General features: G+C 42.1%; 16 protein-coding genes. 4 read left to right on the top strand and 12 right to left on the bottom strand.

Going from position 1 to position 16,819, the window contains the following annotated elements:
- Positions 1-18 precede the first annotated feature (18 nt).
- Together rnhB and QMG11_RS07580 are read right to left on the bottom strand one after the other, a co-directional pair.
- Positions 19-627: a ribonuclease HII gene (gene rnhB, locus QMG11_RS07585; protein WP_281834836.1), complete on the bottom strand. Its 609-nt coding sequence runs from the start codon at positions 625-627 to the stop codon at positions 19-21.
- A 31-nt stretch (positions 628-658) separates the two neighbouring features.
- A complete protein-coding gene (locus QMG11_RS07580) occupies positions 659-1,603 on the bottom strand; it encodes an RluA family pseudouridine synthase (RefSeq protein WP_281834835.1) in 945 nt (314 codons plus the stop codon).
- A 112-nt stretch (positions 1,604-1,715) separates the two neighbouring features.
- Here QMG11_RS07580 and QMG11_RS07575 point away from each other — a divergent pair, with 112 nt between their 5' ends.
- Entirely contained in the window at positions 1,716-2,441 is a 726-nt protein-coding gene (locus QMG11_RS07575) for an RIO1 family regulatory kinase/ATPase domain-containing protein (protein ID WP_281834834.1), read from the top strand.
- A 191-nt stretch (positions 2,442-2,632) separates the two neighbouring features.
- Here the strand turns inward: QMG11_RS07575 and QMG11_RS07570 are convergent, their stop codons facing one another.
- Both QMG11_RS07570 and QMG11_RS07565 read right to left on the bottom strand, forming a co-directional pair.
- The gene (locus QMG11_RS07570) at positions 2,633-2,770 is read right to left on the bottom strand and encodes a hypothetical protein (RefSeq protein ID WP_281834833.1); all 138 of its coding nucleotides are present in this window, start codon (positions 2,768-2,770) and stop codon (positions 2,633-2,635) included.
- 202 nt (positions 2,771-2,972) lie between these two features.
- Positions 2,973-3,518 carry a ferritin family protein gene (locus QMG11_RS07565; RefSeq protein ID WP_281834832.1) on the bottom strand — a complete coding sequence of 182 codons (546 nt, stop codon included), beginning with the start codon at positions 3,516-3,518 and terminating at the stop codon, positions 2,973-2,975.
- 654 nt (positions 3,519-4,172) lie between these two features.
- On the opposite strand from QMG11_RS07565, the gene QMG11_RS07560 reads away from it, so the two are divergent.
- From QMG11_RS07560 to QMG11_RS07550, 3 genes are read left to right on the top strand one after another with little or no spacing between them, the layout of a single operon-like run.
- Positions 4,173-6,392, top strand: a complete 2,220-nt coding sequence (locus QMG11_RS07560; RefSeq protein WP_281834831.1) for a TolC family protein — start codon at positions 4,173-4,175, stop codon at positions 6,390-6,392.
- Positions 6,382-7,476: an efflux RND transporter periplasmic adaptor subunit gene (locus QMG11_RS07555; protein WP_281834829.1), complete on the top strand. Its 1,095-nt coding sequence runs from the start codon at positions 6,382-6,384 to the stop codon at positions 7,474-7,476. Before QMG11_RS07560 ends, QMG11_RS07555 begins: the two co-directional genes overlap by 11 nt.
- A gap of 14 nt (positions 7,477-7,490) precedes the next feature.
- Positions 7,491-10,622: an efflux RND transporter permease subunit gene (locus QMG11_RS07550; protein ID WP_281834828.1), complete on the top strand. Its 3,132-nt coding sequence runs from the start codon at positions 7,491-7,493 to the stop codon at positions 10,620-10,622.
- 55 nt (positions 10,623-10,677) lie between these two features.
- Here QMG11_RS07550 and QMG11_RS07545 read toward each other — a convergent pair whose 3' ends face one another.
- The 8 genes from QMG11_RS07545 to QMG11_RS07510 form a co-directional block, all read right to left on the bottom strand.
- Positions 10,678-11,142: a cyclic nucleotide-binding domain-containing protein gene (locus tag QMG11_RS07545; protein ID WP_281834827.1), complete on the bottom strand. Its 465-nt coding sequence runs from the start codon at positions 11,140-11,142 to the stop codon at positions 10,678-10,680.
- A gap of 13 nt (positions 11,143-11,155) precedes the next feature.
- Complete coding sequence (locus tag QMG11_RS07540) at positions 11,156-12,661, bottom strand: YifB family Mg chelatase-like AAA ATPase (protein ID WP_281834824.1); 1,506 nt, start codon at positions 12,659-12,661, stop codon at positions 11,156-11,158.
- Positions 12,662-12,739: 78 nt separating this feature from the next.
- Positions 12,740-13,888: an aminotransferase class I/II-fold pyridoxal phosphate-dependent enzyme gene (locus QMG11_RS07535; RefSeq protein WP_281834823.1), complete on the bottom strand. Its 1,149-nt coding sequence runs from the start codon at positions 13,886-13,888 to the stop codon at positions 12,740-12,742.
- 225 nt (positions 13,889-14,113) lie between these two features.
- The gene (locus tag QMG11_RS07530; protein WP_281834820.1) at positions 14,114-14,731 is read right to left on the bottom strand and encodes a dihydroxyacetone kinase subunit L; all 618 of its coding nucleotides are present in this window, start codon (positions 14,729-14,731) and stop codon (positions 14,114-14,116) included.
- 310 nt (positions 14,732-15,041) lie between these two features.
- A complete protein-coding gene (gene nusB / locus QMG11_RS07525) occupies positions 15,042-15,440 on the bottom strand; it encodes a transcription antitermination factor NusB (protein WP_281834819.1) in 399 nt (132 codons plus the stop codon).
- A gap of 12 nt (positions 15,441-15,452) precedes the next feature.
- Positions 15,453-15,665, bottom strand: coding sequence for a DUF2273 domain-containing protein (locus QMG11_RS07520; RefSeq protein ID WP_281834818.1), 213 nt, complete (start codon positions 15,663-15,665; stop codon positions 15,453-15,455).
- Positions 15,665-16,195 carry an alkaline shock response membrane anchor protein AmaP gene (gene amaP, locus QMG11_RS07515; RefSeq protein WP_281834817.1) on the bottom strand — a complete coding sequence of 177 codons (531 nt, stop codon included), beginning with the start codon at positions 16,193-16,195 and terminating at the stop codon, positions 15,665-15,667. Before amaP ends, QMG11_RS07520 begins: the two co-directional genes overlap by 1 nt.
- 179 nt (positions 16,196-16,374) lie before the next feature.
- A complete protein-coding gene (locus QMG11_RS07510) occupies positions 16,375-16,746 on the bottom strand; it encodes an Asp23/Gls24 family envelope stress response protein (RefSeq protein ID WP_281834816.1) in 372 nt (123 codons plus the stop codon).
- Between the last annotated feature and the right edge of the window lie 73 nt (positions 16,747-16,819).

Genomic DNA, 16,819 nt, shown 5'->3' with positions numbered 1-16,819 from the left:
TATCTCAAGAGATCAAATCTAAAAAAGAGTAGGCTTCAGGATAGTTCCCAGGAAGCTCATCCTGTGGTATTTACATGGACCATTCTCCAATATGGCTTCCCTGTGTGCCTTTGTTCCATACCCCTTATGCTTTTCAAATAGATAGTTAGGAAACTCCCTTCCCTGCTCCACCATCATCCTGTCTCTGGTTACCTTGGCTATTATAGAGGCAGCAGCTATGGAAAGACTCTTTCCATCTCCCTTTATCACAGGAAGCTGCTCCCCCTCATACTTCCTTATCTTGTGGTTCCCATCTACAAGGGCCAGCTCCCACTCTGCTCCCTTGTCCTTCACTTCCTCTATGGCTCTTCTCATAGCCAGAAAGGTAGCATTCAGGATATTGATCTCATCTATTGTCTCAGCCCCCACAACACCCACTCCCACATAGCAGTTCTCCATTATCACATCATAGAGAGCCTCTCTTTTCTTCTCAGTGAGCTTCTTGGAGTCGTTGATCATCTCAAACTCCGGTACTATATTTTTTATCTTAACTGCAGCTGCTACTACGGGACCTGCAAGGGGACCTCTTCCAGCCTCATCTATTCCAATTATCTCACCATATTCCAGGTCAAACTCATGCATCTCCATAATCTATCTCCTGTCTTTAACTAATTATTTATTATTCCTTCCCTATCCTACTCAAATCCAGCTTGAGGTTTTTGGCAACTCCCTGGAAATCCTCTGGGATATCCCCAACCACTTTCATCTCTTCACCGGTTATAGGGTGAGTGAATTCAAGCTTGTATGCATGAAGCATCTGCCTCTTTGCCTTTTTAGATGGACTTCCATAGACCTCATCTCCAAGAATTGGATGGTTCAGGCTCTTCATATGTACTCTGATCTGGTGAGTTCTTCCAGTCTCTATCCCCACTTCCACAAGGGTGAATCCCTCTACCTGCTCCACTACCCTGTAGTTTGAGATGGCCTTCTTACCATTTCTATCCACAACAGCCATCTTCTTTCTGTCCTTGGGATTTCTTCCAATAAGGTTTTCTATCCTTCCCTCGTGTTCTCTGAAGTTCCCCTTACAGATGCACACATAGGTCTTATCTATGGTCTTTTCCTTAAACATATCTGTAAGCTTTAGGTGGGCTTCATCATTTTTTGCTATTATTATAAGACCACTGGTATCCTTATCCAGCCTGTGGACTATCCCAGGTCTTATTACTCCATTTATTGTGGAGAGGTCCTTTATATGATACATAACGGCATTTACAAGGGTCCCTGTATAGTTCCCTGGAGCTGGATGAACTACCATATCCGGTCCCTTATTTATGATGACCATACTTTCATCCTCAAATACTATATCTATGGGCAGATTCTCCGCCTCTATATTCAGGACTTCATCCTCAGGTATCCTTACGACAACTGTTTCGCTTCCCTTGAGTTTATTCCCGCTCTTAACCTTCTTCTTTCCCTCTATGTATATGTCGCCCTCATCAATAAGCTTCTTTATATAGGATCTCGTTAATCCCTCTAGGGTTTCCTCTAGGAAAGCATCTAATCTCTTTCCCTTTCCCTCCTCACTGGGACAAAGGGTTTCTATCGTTTTGTATTCCTTCATTGTTACACCTCTTTACTTTTTTTGTAAAATACAATATAATTTAATGTGAAAATTCACAACTTTCAGAACATCCACTCTCTTTTAGACATAAATCATTAGGAGGCCATTTTAAATGACCAGATTAAATAATTATATCATTAACCTTCTTAAAAAGAAACTTAATACAGAGGATATAAAGGAGGAGAACTTAAAGATCCTGAACAAGGGAAAGTTTGCCAATGCCTTTGTATATAGGTATACAGACTCTGACCACGACTACACTATAAAGGACTTCTACCACTGCCCCTTCATAGTAAGAGTTTTATTTGGAAGGATTATGGCAAAGATAGAGTACAGCACCCTGAAAAAGCTTAGCGGGATTAAGGGGATTGCTCCAGAGGTATATATGCTCTCTCCCTTCACCATCGCCTTTAGTTATGTAAAGGGGAAGCCGTTAAAGGCCTATGATGATGGAAGTAACCCTGTCCCTGTGGAATTCTTCCACAAGATGGAGACACTAGTGGCTGAGATGCATGGCAGAAACATCGTCCACCTGGATCTGAGAAATCTGGGGAATATCATAAGAGGTGAGGACGGGAACCCATACATTATAGACTTCCAGTCCAGCATCAGTACGAAACACCTACCTGAAAGGGTTAGAACTATCCTGGAAAATTCAGATATCTCTGGAATATACAAGTCGTGGAAGAGTGTCTGCTGCGAACCCCTTCCAGAGGATAAGGTAGAATTTTTAGATGACTTCAATAACATCAGAAAACTATGGGTTCTGAGAGGATATCCCATCTCGAGAGCTATTAAGAGGATGAAAAAAAGTATCAAGAAGAGAAGAAAAGGTTAAGCCTCCCAGATGGGAGGTTTTTTTATTTAATTCGTTACTTTCTCCTGAACCCTCTCTTCATTCTTTGCTTGCCCAAAGAACGAAACAAGAAAGGGCACCTCTGTTGAAAAAAGCTACTACATAATTGTAAAACTAAGAAAATATCGAAACTTGCTTCGCTTCAAACAGTCGACATTTTCTAAAGTTTTCCTTCATATTCCATCTGCGCTTTTTTCAAAGGAGGATTTTTTGATTCTTGGACCTTTTCCACCTCTTTCAAGAGAGCGGAACTTTGTACAGAAAGCTTCCGCTAGGCCGTTAAACAAGTTAAGTTCCGCAATGTTATACATTTCTCTTGACCTCCAGAACGAGGACTGTAGCTTTCAAAGGCCGTATAGTAATTATCTTCTAAAAAACATTTGAAAGAGGTCCAGCTTTTCTTTGGTTCGTTTCTTTTGCTGGCCAAAAGAAATGAACAATAAGATATTACATAAAAAGGGGAGTCTAATGACTCCCCTACTTAAATAATGACTATTTAGTTTACCTATTTAATTACTTCTGGAAGTATCTCTCTAGTAGTCCTAGGAATGCTCTTCCGTGTCTTGCCTCGTCCTTTGCCATCTCGTGAACTGTATCGTGGATAGCGTCGAATCCTAGCTGCTTTGCTCTCTTAGCGATCTCAAACTTTCCTGAAGTTGCTCCGTACTCTGCCTCTACTCTCTTAGACAGGTTCTCCTCAGTTGATGCTGATACACACTCTCCTAGAAGCTCTGCGAACTTTGCTGCGTGCTCTGCTTCCTCAAATGCGATTCTCTTGTATGCCTCTGCTACCTCTGGGTATCCCTCTCTGTCTGCTACTCTTGACATTGCCAGGTACATTCCTACCTCTGTACATTCTCCCTCGAAGTTTGCTCTCAGACCTGCGATGATCTCCTCGTCTCCGCATGCAAGTCCCTCTCCGATGATGTGTTCAGTTGCCCAAACTCTTCCTTCTCCCTCTTTGATCTCTACAAATTTATCTGATCCTGCCTTACATACTGGACATACCTCTACTCCTGCTTCTAGAACTTCTCCACATACTGTACATCTAAATTTCATTTCCTAACCTCCGAATTTTAAATTTGCAACTTTGTATTTGTTACAACTTTGTATTAACAACAAAAGTATATCTTAGGGAATATCTTTTGTCAATATTTTTTATCCTTTAAAGGATCAATAGTTTGATACTCATACTATATATGGTTCTCTAGAGAACACCCCTCCCCTTTAATGGTATATCAACTTTTGAAGGCCTAGTCAATTGAATCTATCCACTTTAAAATCACAAAGGTTATATTTGATCATTTTTAAACTAAAATATGCTTTTTTTATCTCCCATCTCCTATACGTTTTAGAAAATATTTCCAGTTAAAAATACCTCTTTCCTTATATTTTTCTAATAAATCCCTTTACTCCTATTTAAGATATAAAAAGAAAAAGGAGGGACACCTCCCCTCCCTTCAATACCTGAGTTTACAATCCCTTCTTTCTGAGCCTGTCATTACTGAGCTGAATGATGGTTTTATTTTCATGAACTATTTTCCTTAACTGGATAATATTATATAATATAATATTATCTAGATCTCTTTCACGACATTTGTCATTTTTTTTTGGAATCGATTTTTGTTACTATTATGAGACGTATTTTTAAAAATTCAACGCAAGTTTACTTATGAAAACTTTAATACGATTAATAGACGGAGGTGTCAAATTTTGAAGAAATTTACTACTATTTGTTCCCTGTTGCTTCTTTCTTCTACCTATGCCTCAGCTCAGGAGATTTCTGTGGGAATAATAGTCCCATCCGAGGAAGATTTCCAGAAGGAGCTGCTGGAGTCCAAGGAAGAGCTGAGGGAGGTTCTCGGGGATAACTATGAGATCAAGCCTATTATAAGGGAGTATTCCAACCTAGAGGAGCTTGAGGAAGCCTATAGAGACCTCTCTAGAAACAATGAAGTCATCCTTTCATTGGACCCAGTTTCCTCTAAGTACCTTAAGGAAACTGGAGGAGATAAGGTTCTTACTCCATTTACCGAAGCTGGCAGTGTGGTTCTCGAAGGAGGAAAGAACTTTAAAAAGATATACCCCTTCAGAACTCTGACACTACTTACAACAAGGGAGGTCAATTCCCAGGCTATAGTTGAAAATCTAGAGAGGGATCTGAATATCGATGTAACTGTCTCCTATATCGAGGAGATGAGCCCCCTTACCACAGATGCCATCCTTCTATACAACCCTTCCAGAAGGGATGAGGAGAATGTTTCTACATTTATAAGGGATAATCTGGACCAGGGAAGGCCAACCTTTGCTGTTATGTCCAGGGATTATGTAGAGGGAGGAGCCCTTGCAGGGATAGTTTCGGGAGAATCCTCTAGCAGGCTTCTGAGAGAATCTGTCCTTGAACTAGAGCAGGATCTTTCTGGTGAGACCTATCCTGTAGATGAGGATTATGAGAGAAAGGTAAGAGAATCCCAACTTCTCTTCAACCTATCTACCTCTAAGAGGTTGGGAGTATATCCCTCTAGGGATATATTGGACAGGGTAGTTTTTGTAGGGTCATATCTCCAGGGAAGCGATGATCTAAACTTCCAGGAGGCAATCAATATTGCCCTGGATAACAACCTCACCCTGAGATCTCAGTCCTACTCACTGGATGCCTTCTCATTCAATCCAAAAAGAGCTCGTGCCAACAACAGACCCAATGTAGATGCCTTTGGTAACTACACAAACCAAAATGATGTATATACCAAATACTCTCCAGTAGAGGCTGAAAATACCCTCAGGGGAGGAGTTAGGGTAAAGCAGAGCATCTTCAACGACGATATCTGGAAGGAAATTGAAGTTCAGGAGAAAGCTTATGAGGCTGAAAAGGAGAACTACAGAAGAGATGAGTCCAATACGATCTTCAATGCTGGGGCAAGATACCTCAATGTATTAAGTGCTCAGGCTTCACTAAATATAAAAAATTATAACCTGGACCTCACAAGAGAGTTCCTCGAGATAGCTAAAAACAGAAAGGATGTAGGTATCTCAGATGCTTCTGATGTATTCAGACTGGAGAGTTTATATGCTCAGTCCCTTACAGAGGTAAGATCCGATACTGGAAAGCTGGAAAACTCCCAGAGAGCTCTTAATCAGACCTTAAATCTTCCACTGGAATCCAAGTTTGAGTATTCACCTATGAACCTGGAAAATGAGGCTTTCCTTACTTCCAATGAGGGGTTCCTGGATATCCTTGAAAACCCTGTGAAACTGAGAGAATTTACGGAATTCTTTATAGGGACTACCAAGGAAAGTATCCCTGAGATAAAGAGTATTGATTTCTTAATCGCAGGTAAAGAAAGAGAGTATAAGACAGCGGCAAGAAGAAGATATACCCCATCCATGGCATTGGAAGCCCAGGCAGCCTGGGATATGGCTGATCCTTGGGGAGAAAATGATGAAGGGAAGGGAAAGGAAGACTACTGGCAGCTTGGTGTTGGATTTGAACTTCCTCTATACAAGGGTGGAGACATCACCTATGAAAAGAACCAGATCTCATCTGAGTTAAAGGCCCTTGAAAGCAATAAGGAAGCCATCACAGAAGATTTTGGAAGAGTTATCGCAGGAAAGATTACAGATCTATCCGTTGGCTATGAGGCTATCCAAAATGCCCAGAGATCAACTGCTGCTTCAGAAAAGAACTTAGAGCTTGTAAGGGATAACTATGCCAAGGGTACAGTTTCCATCACAAACCTGCTAGATGCCCAAAACGATGCTGTCAACTCCAGGGAGCAGGAGGTTATTGCCACCTATAATTTCCTCATCACTCTCCTTGATCTAGAGAGAACAGTGGGATCATATTATTTTGCCCAGGACAATACATTTAAAGCATCTATCGACAATAAAATTCACCAGATAAACTCTAGAGGAGGAAACATCAATGAAAACTAAAGTTACCATACTTTCTCTTGTAATCCTTACCCTTACCTTCATGGGTTGTGGAAAGGAAGAGACCGAAGAAAAGGAAGTTTTAAGAAACGTAGTCTATACAAGGGTGTCTGAAAGCACCTCCACTGTGGAAAAAACATTTTCAGGAACTGTTAAGGGAGCCACTGAAGCCAATATCTCCTTCAGAGTTCCTGGAAACCTAATGACCAAGTATGTAGGTCTGGGAGCAGCAGTAAGACAGGGTGAAGTCATCGCAGCCCTTGATCCCCAGGACTATCAGATAAACTATGCTGAAGCTAAGGCTACCCTTGCTGAAGCCCAGGCTGATGTTACAAGAACTGCAGCTGACTTCAGAAGATACAGGGAGCTTTTCCTAAATGACAACGCTTCTAAAGCTGAGTATGACAACTCTAAAGCAGCTTACCAGGCTGCCCTTGCCAGATTGGATGCATCCAGGGAAAGAGTTAGTTTTGCTGAACTACAGCTTTCCTATACAAAACTTGTAGCTCCATTTAGCGGTACTATCACTGTGGAGATGGCCGATGAGAGTGAAAACCTAGGTGCTGGTTCTCCAGTATTTACCCTTGTAAGAGAGGAGTCTCCAGAGGTTCAGATCTTCCTTCCAGAAGACTTTACAAACCAGGTTAAAGTTGGTGAACCAGTGGTTATCACTGTAAGTGCCCTTGGAGGAGAGAGCTTCTCTGGTGTAGTTAAGGAGATTGGTAGCGGAATTACAGGAATTGGAAATACCTTCCCTGCAAAGATAGCTATCACCGATGCTTCCACAAGTATCAAGACTGGTATGACTGCCCAGGTATCCCTAGGACTTACCAATCCAAATGCCGGAAGACTTCTTATTCCTCTAAGTGCAGTTACCGAGGATGGAAGTGGAAACAGATTTGTCTATGTTATCTCCTCTGTGGAAGATAGAGAAACTGTTTTAGCCAAGAGAGAGGTTAAACTAGGGACTCTTATTGGCAGAGAGATAGAGATCATCTCAGGCTTAGAGAGTGGAGATAGAGTGGTTACTGCAGGAGTTAACTACGTCTATGACGGTCAAAAAGTTAAGGTCTCTACACAAAATTAAGGGGTGATCCATAGATGAATATTACCGGAATTGCAATAAAAAGGAAGATTGTTACCTATACGATCTTCTTGATTCTTATCATTTCAGGGATCTCTTCCTACTTCAGCATGGAGAAGGCAGAGGATCCGGGATTTGAGATTAAGACGGCCACTATTACCACACTATGGCCTGGTGCCAGTACAGCTCAGATGGATGAGCTTGTGAGTGATAAGATAGAAAAGATAGTTCAGGATATAGAGGAGCTCGACTGGATAGAGTCTAAAAACAGACCAGGTCTCTCCACTGTATATGTAAACCTTGTTCCCAGCCTGGACAGACCCCTTCAGGATATATGGGATGAACTCAGAAGAAAGATAGGGGACAATGCTCCTAAGGATCTTCCAAAGGGTGTAATCGGTCCCCTTATAAACGATGAATTTGGTGACGTCTTCGGTACTCTAATAACAGTTACTGGTCACGACTACTCATACAAGGAGCTCTACGACATTGCCGATGAGATGAGGGATGAGCTGCTAAAGATCGAGCACGTTGGAAAGATCAAGATCTACGGAAAGCAAAAGGAGCACATCTTTATAGACTTTGACAATGCAAAGCTTTCTGCTATGAATGTATCCCCTGCTGCTCTGGCAAGAATCGTCCAGACTACAAATATCGTAGCTCCAGGAGGAGATCTTCTAGAGGGAGAGGACAGATTTGTTCTTGAAACCACTGGAGATTTCAAGAGTGTAGAGGATATTAAAAATACTGTAATAAAACTTCCAGGCCAAGAGGGAAGCATCTACCTCAAGGACATCGCTACCATCACAAGAGGGTATGTGGAGCCTGCTTCATATATCTCAAGATACAATGGAGAGAAGTCTGTAGTTCTTGCCCTTTCCCTTAAATCTGGAAAAAATAATATACTTCTAGGTCAGGAAGCTGAAAAGATGATGGGGGACTTTATGGAAAAGTATCCCATTGGAGTGAACTTTGATTTCCTGGCATACCAGCCTGGAATAGTTAGCGACAAGATAAACTCCTTTGTAAGTAACCTTGTTCAGGCCATTGTTACTATTATTGCTGTAATGGTTCTTGCTCTGGGACTGAGAACTGGAGTAATTGTATCTACCCTTATTCCTGTCGTGGCTTGTATTACATTCCTTATCCTCAAGAGCCTGAATATGGGGCTGGACCAGATGTCCCTTGCTGGACTTATCATTGCCCTGGGGATGCTGGTGGATAACTCCATCGTTATGTCGGAGAGCATAATGGTTATGATGGAGCAGGGTAAGAGCCGTATGGATGCCTGCCTGGATTCAGCCAATGAGCTGAGAGGGCCCCTTCTTGTTGCTTCCCTTATTATTGTAGCTGCATTCTCACCTATCTTCTTGGCTGAGGAATCTATCGGTGAATATACAGCTCCTATCGGTATAGTTGTAGCTATCTGTCTTCTTTCATCTTGGATGATAGCCAACACTCTGATTCCTCTTCTGTGTCATGATTTCCTTCATGTAGAGGAGCAGGAAGCTGACTACTCTGGTAAGTGGTACAACATGTACAAGGGTATACTTGTTAAGCTCCTTAAGTTTAAGAAGATGACAGCCCTTGGGGCACTGGGTATCTTCATGGCAGGTATCTTCCTGTTTAAGTTTATACCAGTTAAGTTCATGCCAGATTCAGATAAGCCTATAATGTTCTCTGAGATCAGGTTGCCAGTGGGAACTGCCATCGAGACAACCGAAGCTGTTATCGAGGACCTGGATAACTACATCCAAAACAACCTCCAGGTCCCAGATAATGAGATCGGAGTTGGATTATTTAAGAACATCGTTTCTGGAGGTACTGCAAAGGCCTATGAGAAACCTGGAATTCTTAGCTGGGGAGCATTTATCGGTGGGGGAGCTCCTAGATACTTCCTGCCATACTCTCCAGAAGCACCGGCACCTGAGTATGCCTATGTACTCTATAACCTAACCGACTATAAGCTGGTTCCTGAGTATGCTGAGCAGGTGGATAACTACATCAAGAGTAAGTATCCAAATGCTGATATTATCAGCCGTCCTTTAAGTAGTGGACCTACAGCTTCAAAGGATATCCAGTACAGAATCAGAGGTAAAAATCTAGAAGATCTCTACACTAAGATAGAGATTATCAAGGAAAAATTAAGAACAGTTCCTGGAGCTATAAATGTTTCAGACAACTGGAATATTAAGACAAAAAAGGTTACCGTTAGAATAAACCAGGAAAGAGTAAAGAAATCTGGCCTTACCAATGCTGAAGTGGCAAGCTCCCTCAAGGGAATCCTTTCAGGAATAGCTGTTACAGACTACAGAGAGGGAGACGACATCATCCCTATAGTCTTCCGTACTGAGTCGGATTTCAGAAACCGTATCGACAGATTAGATACCACTATGGTCTACTCCAACGACGGCCAGACTGCTGTTCCCCTTAGACAGATAGCTGATATAGAAGTAGCTTTCGAGCCTGGATTCATCTATAGATGGGATAGGGAGTACACAATTATTGCCCAGTCGGATGTAAGACGTGGATATACTGCAAACACCATCAATAGAGAGATGATCCCGTGGCTAGATGAAAAAATGGATGAGTGGGGGAATGGATACGACTACATCCTTGGGGGAGAAGCCGAGCAGGGAGATAAAGCGAGTACTGCAGTAGGGGAGAAGCTTCCAATTGCAGGTATGCTGGTTATCCTTCTTCTGATAGTTCAGTTCAACTCCCTGAAGAAGCCTCTCATCATCCTTCTTACTATTCCCCTTGGAATACTTGGAGTATCTGCAGGACTTCTTCTGAACAGGATGAACTTTGGATTTATGCCTTTAATCGGTCTTATCTCACTATGCGGAGTGGTTATTAATGCCGCCATAGTACTGATAGACAGGATCGATATAGAGATCGACAAGGGACTTACTCCTCAGGAGGCTGTCATAACTGCCTGCCTGGCTAGAATAAGACCTATTCTTCTGACCACCCTGACAACTGTATGCGGACTGGTTCCTCTGTGGTTATTCGGTGGTACTCTGTTCTCGCCAATGGCAGTAGCTCTGCTGTTCGGTCTTATATTCGCTACTATGCTGACTCTGGGAGTTATTCCGGCGCTCTATAGTATCCTGTTTAAGACTGACTTTACAGACTATAAGGACTAGCCTTTTAAAGCTAATTAAAAGAGGAGAGATAATATCTCTCCTCTTTTTTAATACCCTATCCGGTGGACCTCTTGTGCTCCATCACATACTCCCTCAAAAACTTCAAGTCCCTTGCCAGATCTCTGGCAATATTCAATATTATCTTTCCAAAGAGCTCTGGATTCTTCTTACACATAGTCATGAAAAGCTTTCTAGATATAACTGCAAGCTTTACATCGGTTTTAGCCAGAGCTGAAACCAGCTGCTTCTGTATTCCTATAGTGGCTGACATGCCAAAAAGGATTCCAGGCTCCCCTTCAGCCACCTTCTCCTCTAAGATGGAGAATTCCATCCTCCCTTCAAGAAGGATATAGAGGTCTCCAGGTGGATCACCCTCCCTGTAGATATAGGTTCCTGCTTCTACCTCTATCTCATCCACATACTCCATTATTTCATCCATCTCATCCTCATCTGCCCCTCCAAAGAAGGAGATCTGAGGAAGCATATCCAATATTTTCTCCTGTATTTCCCACTTTTCCATACCCTTCATCTCCTTAAGAATTCTTTCTAAAGGAAAGAGCTTCCAGTAAGTGTTGCCTCTCTATTCCCTTGCTACCCTCTAGATCAGCTATGGTCCTTGCCACCTTGAGTATCTTATCGTATGCCCTTGCTGAAAGAGCCAGTTTATCCACAGCTCCCTCTATGAGCTTTCTGCCCTCTACATCCAACTTGCAATATCTCCTTATCTCCCTCTGATTCATCCTGGAGTTGAGCTTTCTTCCTCCAAACCTCATCCTCTGAAGTCTTCTGGCTTCCTGTACCCGCTTTCTGATATCATCAGACCTTTCACCAGCTCCATAGGTCATGAGCTCCTCCCTTCCCAGCCTCTTTACCTCTATATAGAGGTCCATTCTGTCAAGGATAGGCCCAGAGATCTTCTTGTTGTAGAGCTCCATCTGGTATGGAGTACACCTGCACCTTCCGTCCCCCTCAAACATCATCCCGCAGGGACAGGGGTTACACGAAAGAAGTAGTATAAATTCACTGGGAAATTCCACCCTGTAATCAGCTCTCGTTATGGAAACCACTCCATCCTCCATGGGCTGCCTAAGGGTTTCCAAGATGCTTCTGGGAAACTCCGTTGCTTCATCTAAAAAGAGCACTCCATTGTGAGCCAGGCTTATCTCCCCGGCTTTAGGTACCCTTCCCCCTCCAACTAGGGCTATAGCCGAGGCTGAGTGGTGGGGACTTCTAAAGGGTCTCTTGGCTACAATGGGCATATTCTCTCCAAGCATCCCTGCGCTGCTATAGATCTTTGTTGATTCAATAACCTCCTCCTGGTCCATCGAAGGCATTATTGTAGGAAGCCTCTTAGACATCATAGACTTTCCAGAGCCTGGACTTCCTATCATATAGATATTGTGTCCCCCTGCTGCTGATATCTCCAGGGCTCTCTTTGCTCTGTACTGTCCCTTTACCTCTGCAAAGTCTATCTCAAATGCTTCATCCTCCTCTACCTGTTCCTCCAGATCTATCTCAGGTCTTATATCCTCCTCCACAAAATCATAGACCTCCCTTATATTATCCACGGGGATTACCTCTATCCCCTCTATTGTGGAAGCTTCTGGATAGTTTTCTCTGGGGATAACTATTCCCTTCATCCCCTGCTCCCTTGCACAGATTACTGCATTTATTATTCCCCTTGTTCTTCTTACCTTTCCTCCAAGGGAAAGCTCCCCTATATACATATAGTTCTCCAGTCTGGAATCCTCTGTTATATGCCCCATAGCCTTCATTATCCCCAGGGCTATGGGAAGGTCGAACTGAGGTCCCTCCTTCCTTATTCCTGCAGGAGAGAGGTTTACAACTATCCTCCTGGGATTCATATCAAACCTGCAATTTTTAAGGGCTGCCCTTACCCTCTCTCTGCTCTCTGAGATAGCCACATCAGCCAGCCCCACTATATTGAAGATAGGCAGACCATTTCCCACATCCACCTCTACCTCCACCCTATAGGACTCTATCCCTAAGAAGCCCGAGCTCAGTACCTTAGCCAGCATAATTCCACCTCCTGAAAACATCTCTAATATTATTTTATGTTTGCTCCTGATTATTTCCTCTAATAAAAAAGAAAAGCCCTAAAGGCTTTTCAATCTTTTTAAACACTCTATTAATCTGTCCACATCCTCTGTACTGTGGTTAGCTGAGAGGGAAGCCCTAAGCCTCGGAGTTGTTACCGTAGGCTTTCTTATGGCAGGAATCATTATCCCCTCATCCCTGAGCTTCTCACTCATCCATAGGGTCCTCTCATTGTCTCCCACTACAATGGGAATGATATTTGTCTCACTGTCCAGGGTTCCCATTCCTATCTTCTTTAGTTCATCTCTCAGATAGTCTGAGAGGGCAGCAAGCCTCTCCCTGGCTTCCCTGTCTCCCTGGGCTCTCTTTACCGCCTCCAGGTTGCAGGCTATAACTGCAGGAGGAAGGGAGGTTGTGTAGATCAGACTCCTGCATCTGTTTATGAGATAGTCTATTATATCCTCCGAGGAGGCCACATAGGCTCCCTGGGATCCATAGGCCTTGGAGAAGGTTCCCATGTTGATATCTATCCTCTCCAGGACTCCTGCCTCCTCTGAGGCGCCCATACCGTCTCTTCCAAGAACTCCTCCTCCGTGGGCTTCATCCACCATGAGCTCTATATCATACCTTTCCTTGAGTTCCACCAGCTTCCTCAGAGGGGCTTTGTCCCCCTCCATACTGAATACACTGTCCACAACTATAAGAGCTCTTTCATATTTCTCCCTGGTCTTAACTATCCTTTTCTCCAGGTCCTCCATATCGTTGTGAAGGTACCTAACCATGTGGGCTCCGCTCATCTTTATCCCGTCGTAGATGCTGGCATGGTTCAGCTTATCGCAGTAGATTACATCGCCCTTTCCGTAAAGGGTGGAGATTATACCTATATTGGCGTCATAGCCGCTGTTAAAGAGGAGAGCCCTCTCCTGCTTCTTCTTACAGGCTAGAAGCTCCTCCAGCTCTCCGTATATATCAGCTGTTCCCACTACAAGCCTGCTGGCCCCGCTTCCCACCCCATATCTCTTCACTGCATCTACTAGTGTTTTCTTCATCCACTCACTGTCACGATACCCCAGGTAGTTACTTGAGGAGAAGTCCAGATACCTCTTTTCTCCCTCATAGATATACTTTCCCGATATCCTCTCGATATTCTTTATCCTTCTAAAGAGTCCCTTTTCTCTCAAACCCTCCAATATTCCCTTAAAGTTCATATGCACACCTCACAAATATAGTTATAAAATTATATCTTTATTTTTTTTCTTTTACAATAGGAGGTCTCAGAAACTCACATTCAGGGAATATAAAAAGGAGCGTGACGTTGCATCCTTATAATCAACCGGAACTCTCATTGCTTCATTTAATTTTTTTATTCATTCTATACTTTTCTTAACAATAAAAAACTGGCAGTTGGTCCACTGCCAGTTTAATCACTCTATTTAAAATCCTTCATAGAGGCCCCTGAAGAATAGTGAAAGAGATACCGCTCCTGGATCTCTTGTACCCATAGCTCTTCCCCACTTATCTCTACCCTTTCCTCGGCTACACTCCATAGATTTAGTTCGCTCCGCCCTCTTGAAGGCTTCCTCCTTCATCCCACGGAATATCTCATAAAATTCACTTTCAGCATCTAAAGACTCCACCACAGGTATGAATACATCCATAAGGGTCTTATCCCCTACCCTGGCCTGGGAAGCCTCCTTGAGGCACTCCAGTGAAGAGGTAAACATCTCTCCAAGTTTTTTCTCATCTATCTCATTCTCATCCTCATCCAGGGGTTCAGCCAGTCCTTGGAACATTACTCCCCACAGAGGTGCTGCCACTCCCCCTTTAATAGAAAGAACTCTCCACCCAAGATCATGGAAGAAATCCTTCAGGGACTTATCCTCTATCCTCTCTAGCTCCTCATTTATTAAGTAGGCTATCTCAGCTATAGCCTCACCGTGATCCCCGTCCCCTACCTTGCTGTCCAGGTAGGAAAGATAAGATCTGCTTTCCGTCAAAAGGTTTGCCGTGTACTCCAGCATATTTTTAAGAGTATTTTTTCCTATTTCCATATTATTACCCCCTATCTCCAATAATAAGATTAGTAGTAATGACCACGAAGATTTTTATGATTTCCCAGCACCATCTTAACCACCTCCAGATCTAAAAACATAGAAGTTATAAAAAACTAATTGAGATCATTCATTTATTTAATATATGTTACTTAAATAATATTACCTAAATCCTCAAAAAACAAATTTCACTTACTTAAAATTTCATTAATGGAGCATTTGTACACTTTTATATATTGAGGGAACCATTGTTTTCTTAAATTTTTAAATATAAAAAAAAAGAGTTATCCTATAGATAACTCCTTTAAAATTATTTCTTTATAATTTTTGCCAGAACTCCGTTAATAAATTCGTGAGACTTCTCGTCTCCGTATTTTTTAGCGAGCTCTACTATCTCATTTACTACGATCTCATGTCCCATATCCTCAAACATAAGCTCATAAGTTCCAAACTTTAGAAGTGCTCTCTCTACATTTCCAATTCTGTCGAGGCTCCAGTTTGTCATCTCAGAGTTCAGAGTTTCCTCTATCTCATCCTTCTTCTCAACAATCCCCTTCACATACTTCTCTATAAAATCTTTGGAGTTTTTGCTCAGCTCAACTTCACCTCTAGAGATTACTCTTTCCGACACCTCTGCGATGCTTGCGTCATTAAGCTCAGCTTCAAATAAAATTTTGAATAATTCTTCTCTTGCTATCTTTCTGCTCATCTTCCTACCTCTCTAATCTTCCTTCAGTCGGTTAATTATAATTTTTTTTAGGCTTCCTATCTTCTCACAGTCACCTAGGTTATACCCTAACACTGTAACTGCAAGAACTATAATCATCTTCACGAACCCATATTTTATCAGAATTAATCCAAAAATAAAACCCCAAATTGCTCCAAAGTATTTTTTTCTATTCTCAAGGAACTCCTCTAAAAACTCAATAAGCATTATTCTTCACCTCTTTCAGCTAAGATACTACTCCCTCTCCTCTTAAGAAGTTTCGATACCTTTACCTCTACTTCCTCTACCTCTAGCGAAAGATATTCAAATATTTCATGTTTTATTCTTCCCTGAGTATCCGATATATTTCTGGCTATATCACTGTCGGAATATGCATCCACCGTCACTGTGATATATAGCTTCTTCCCCTTTATCTTGTTCTTTGCCTTTATGTTTTTCAGGTCTGGATTTCCAAGAACAACCTCTCTTACAAGGTTATTTATAGAGGAGGAGGATACAGTGAGTTTTCCGTTTTCCGTCTGTACCTGATAGTCCTTTGACTTTTCAAAGTTCATGAGAAACTTCTCAATAAATATCAGCAGATAGAAAACAGCTACCCCAAGGGTTGCTCCCCTAAAAACTATTCCCTCTAAATTAAAGTTAAGTATATACTTTGGAAAGATTGCAAGATAGATCCCCATTAGAGACAGGAAGAGTATTCCCAGCCATGCCACTGCAAAAAAAAGTTTTCTTACCATACTAAGACTCCCTCCACAACTTGATTTTCTAGTAATTTATAGTTTATCTTCCTATAAATGGCAAAAAATAAACTCGTGTGATTGATAGGAACTATCCACAAAAAAATTGCCAATAGTTCCTTCAATGACTATATATTAGTCAATATAAAGATTAGAGGCGGAAACCGCCCCTAATTTTTTTAGTCTAATATCTCCATTGACTCTTCTTCTTCCTCTTCTCTTATCTTTACATCCTGCACATATACATTCACTTCTACAACCTTAAGACCTGTAAGCTCAGTTACACTCTTAACGATTGCTTCCTGTACCTCTGTTGCAACTTCGGGGATAGGGAAACCATATTCCACTATTACATAAGCTTCAATGCTGCACTCCTTCTCTCCTACTTCTACCTTCACTCCATGAGTAAGTCTTTTCTTACCTAAGATTTTATTTACTTCATCTGCCACTCCACCTGCTAGCTTATAGATTCCTTTTACGTCTGTTGCTGCCTTAGATGCTACTACCTTTACTACGTCATCCGCTATTTTGATGTTTCCTAATTCAGTCATGAAACTACACCCCCGTTATAAAGTATTTCCTTAAAAGTTTTCTTAAAAAGTGCCGTATTTCCTTTTATTTAAA

The sequence above is a fragment of the Propionigenium maris DSM 9537 genome, from assembly GCF_027925155.1.
Classification (GTDB): domain Bacteria; phylum Fusobacteriota; class Fusobacteriia; order Fusobacteriales; family Fusobacteriaceae; genus Propionigenium; species Propionigenium maris.
This window is presented reverse-complemented; position numbering and strand designations above follow the sequence as displayed.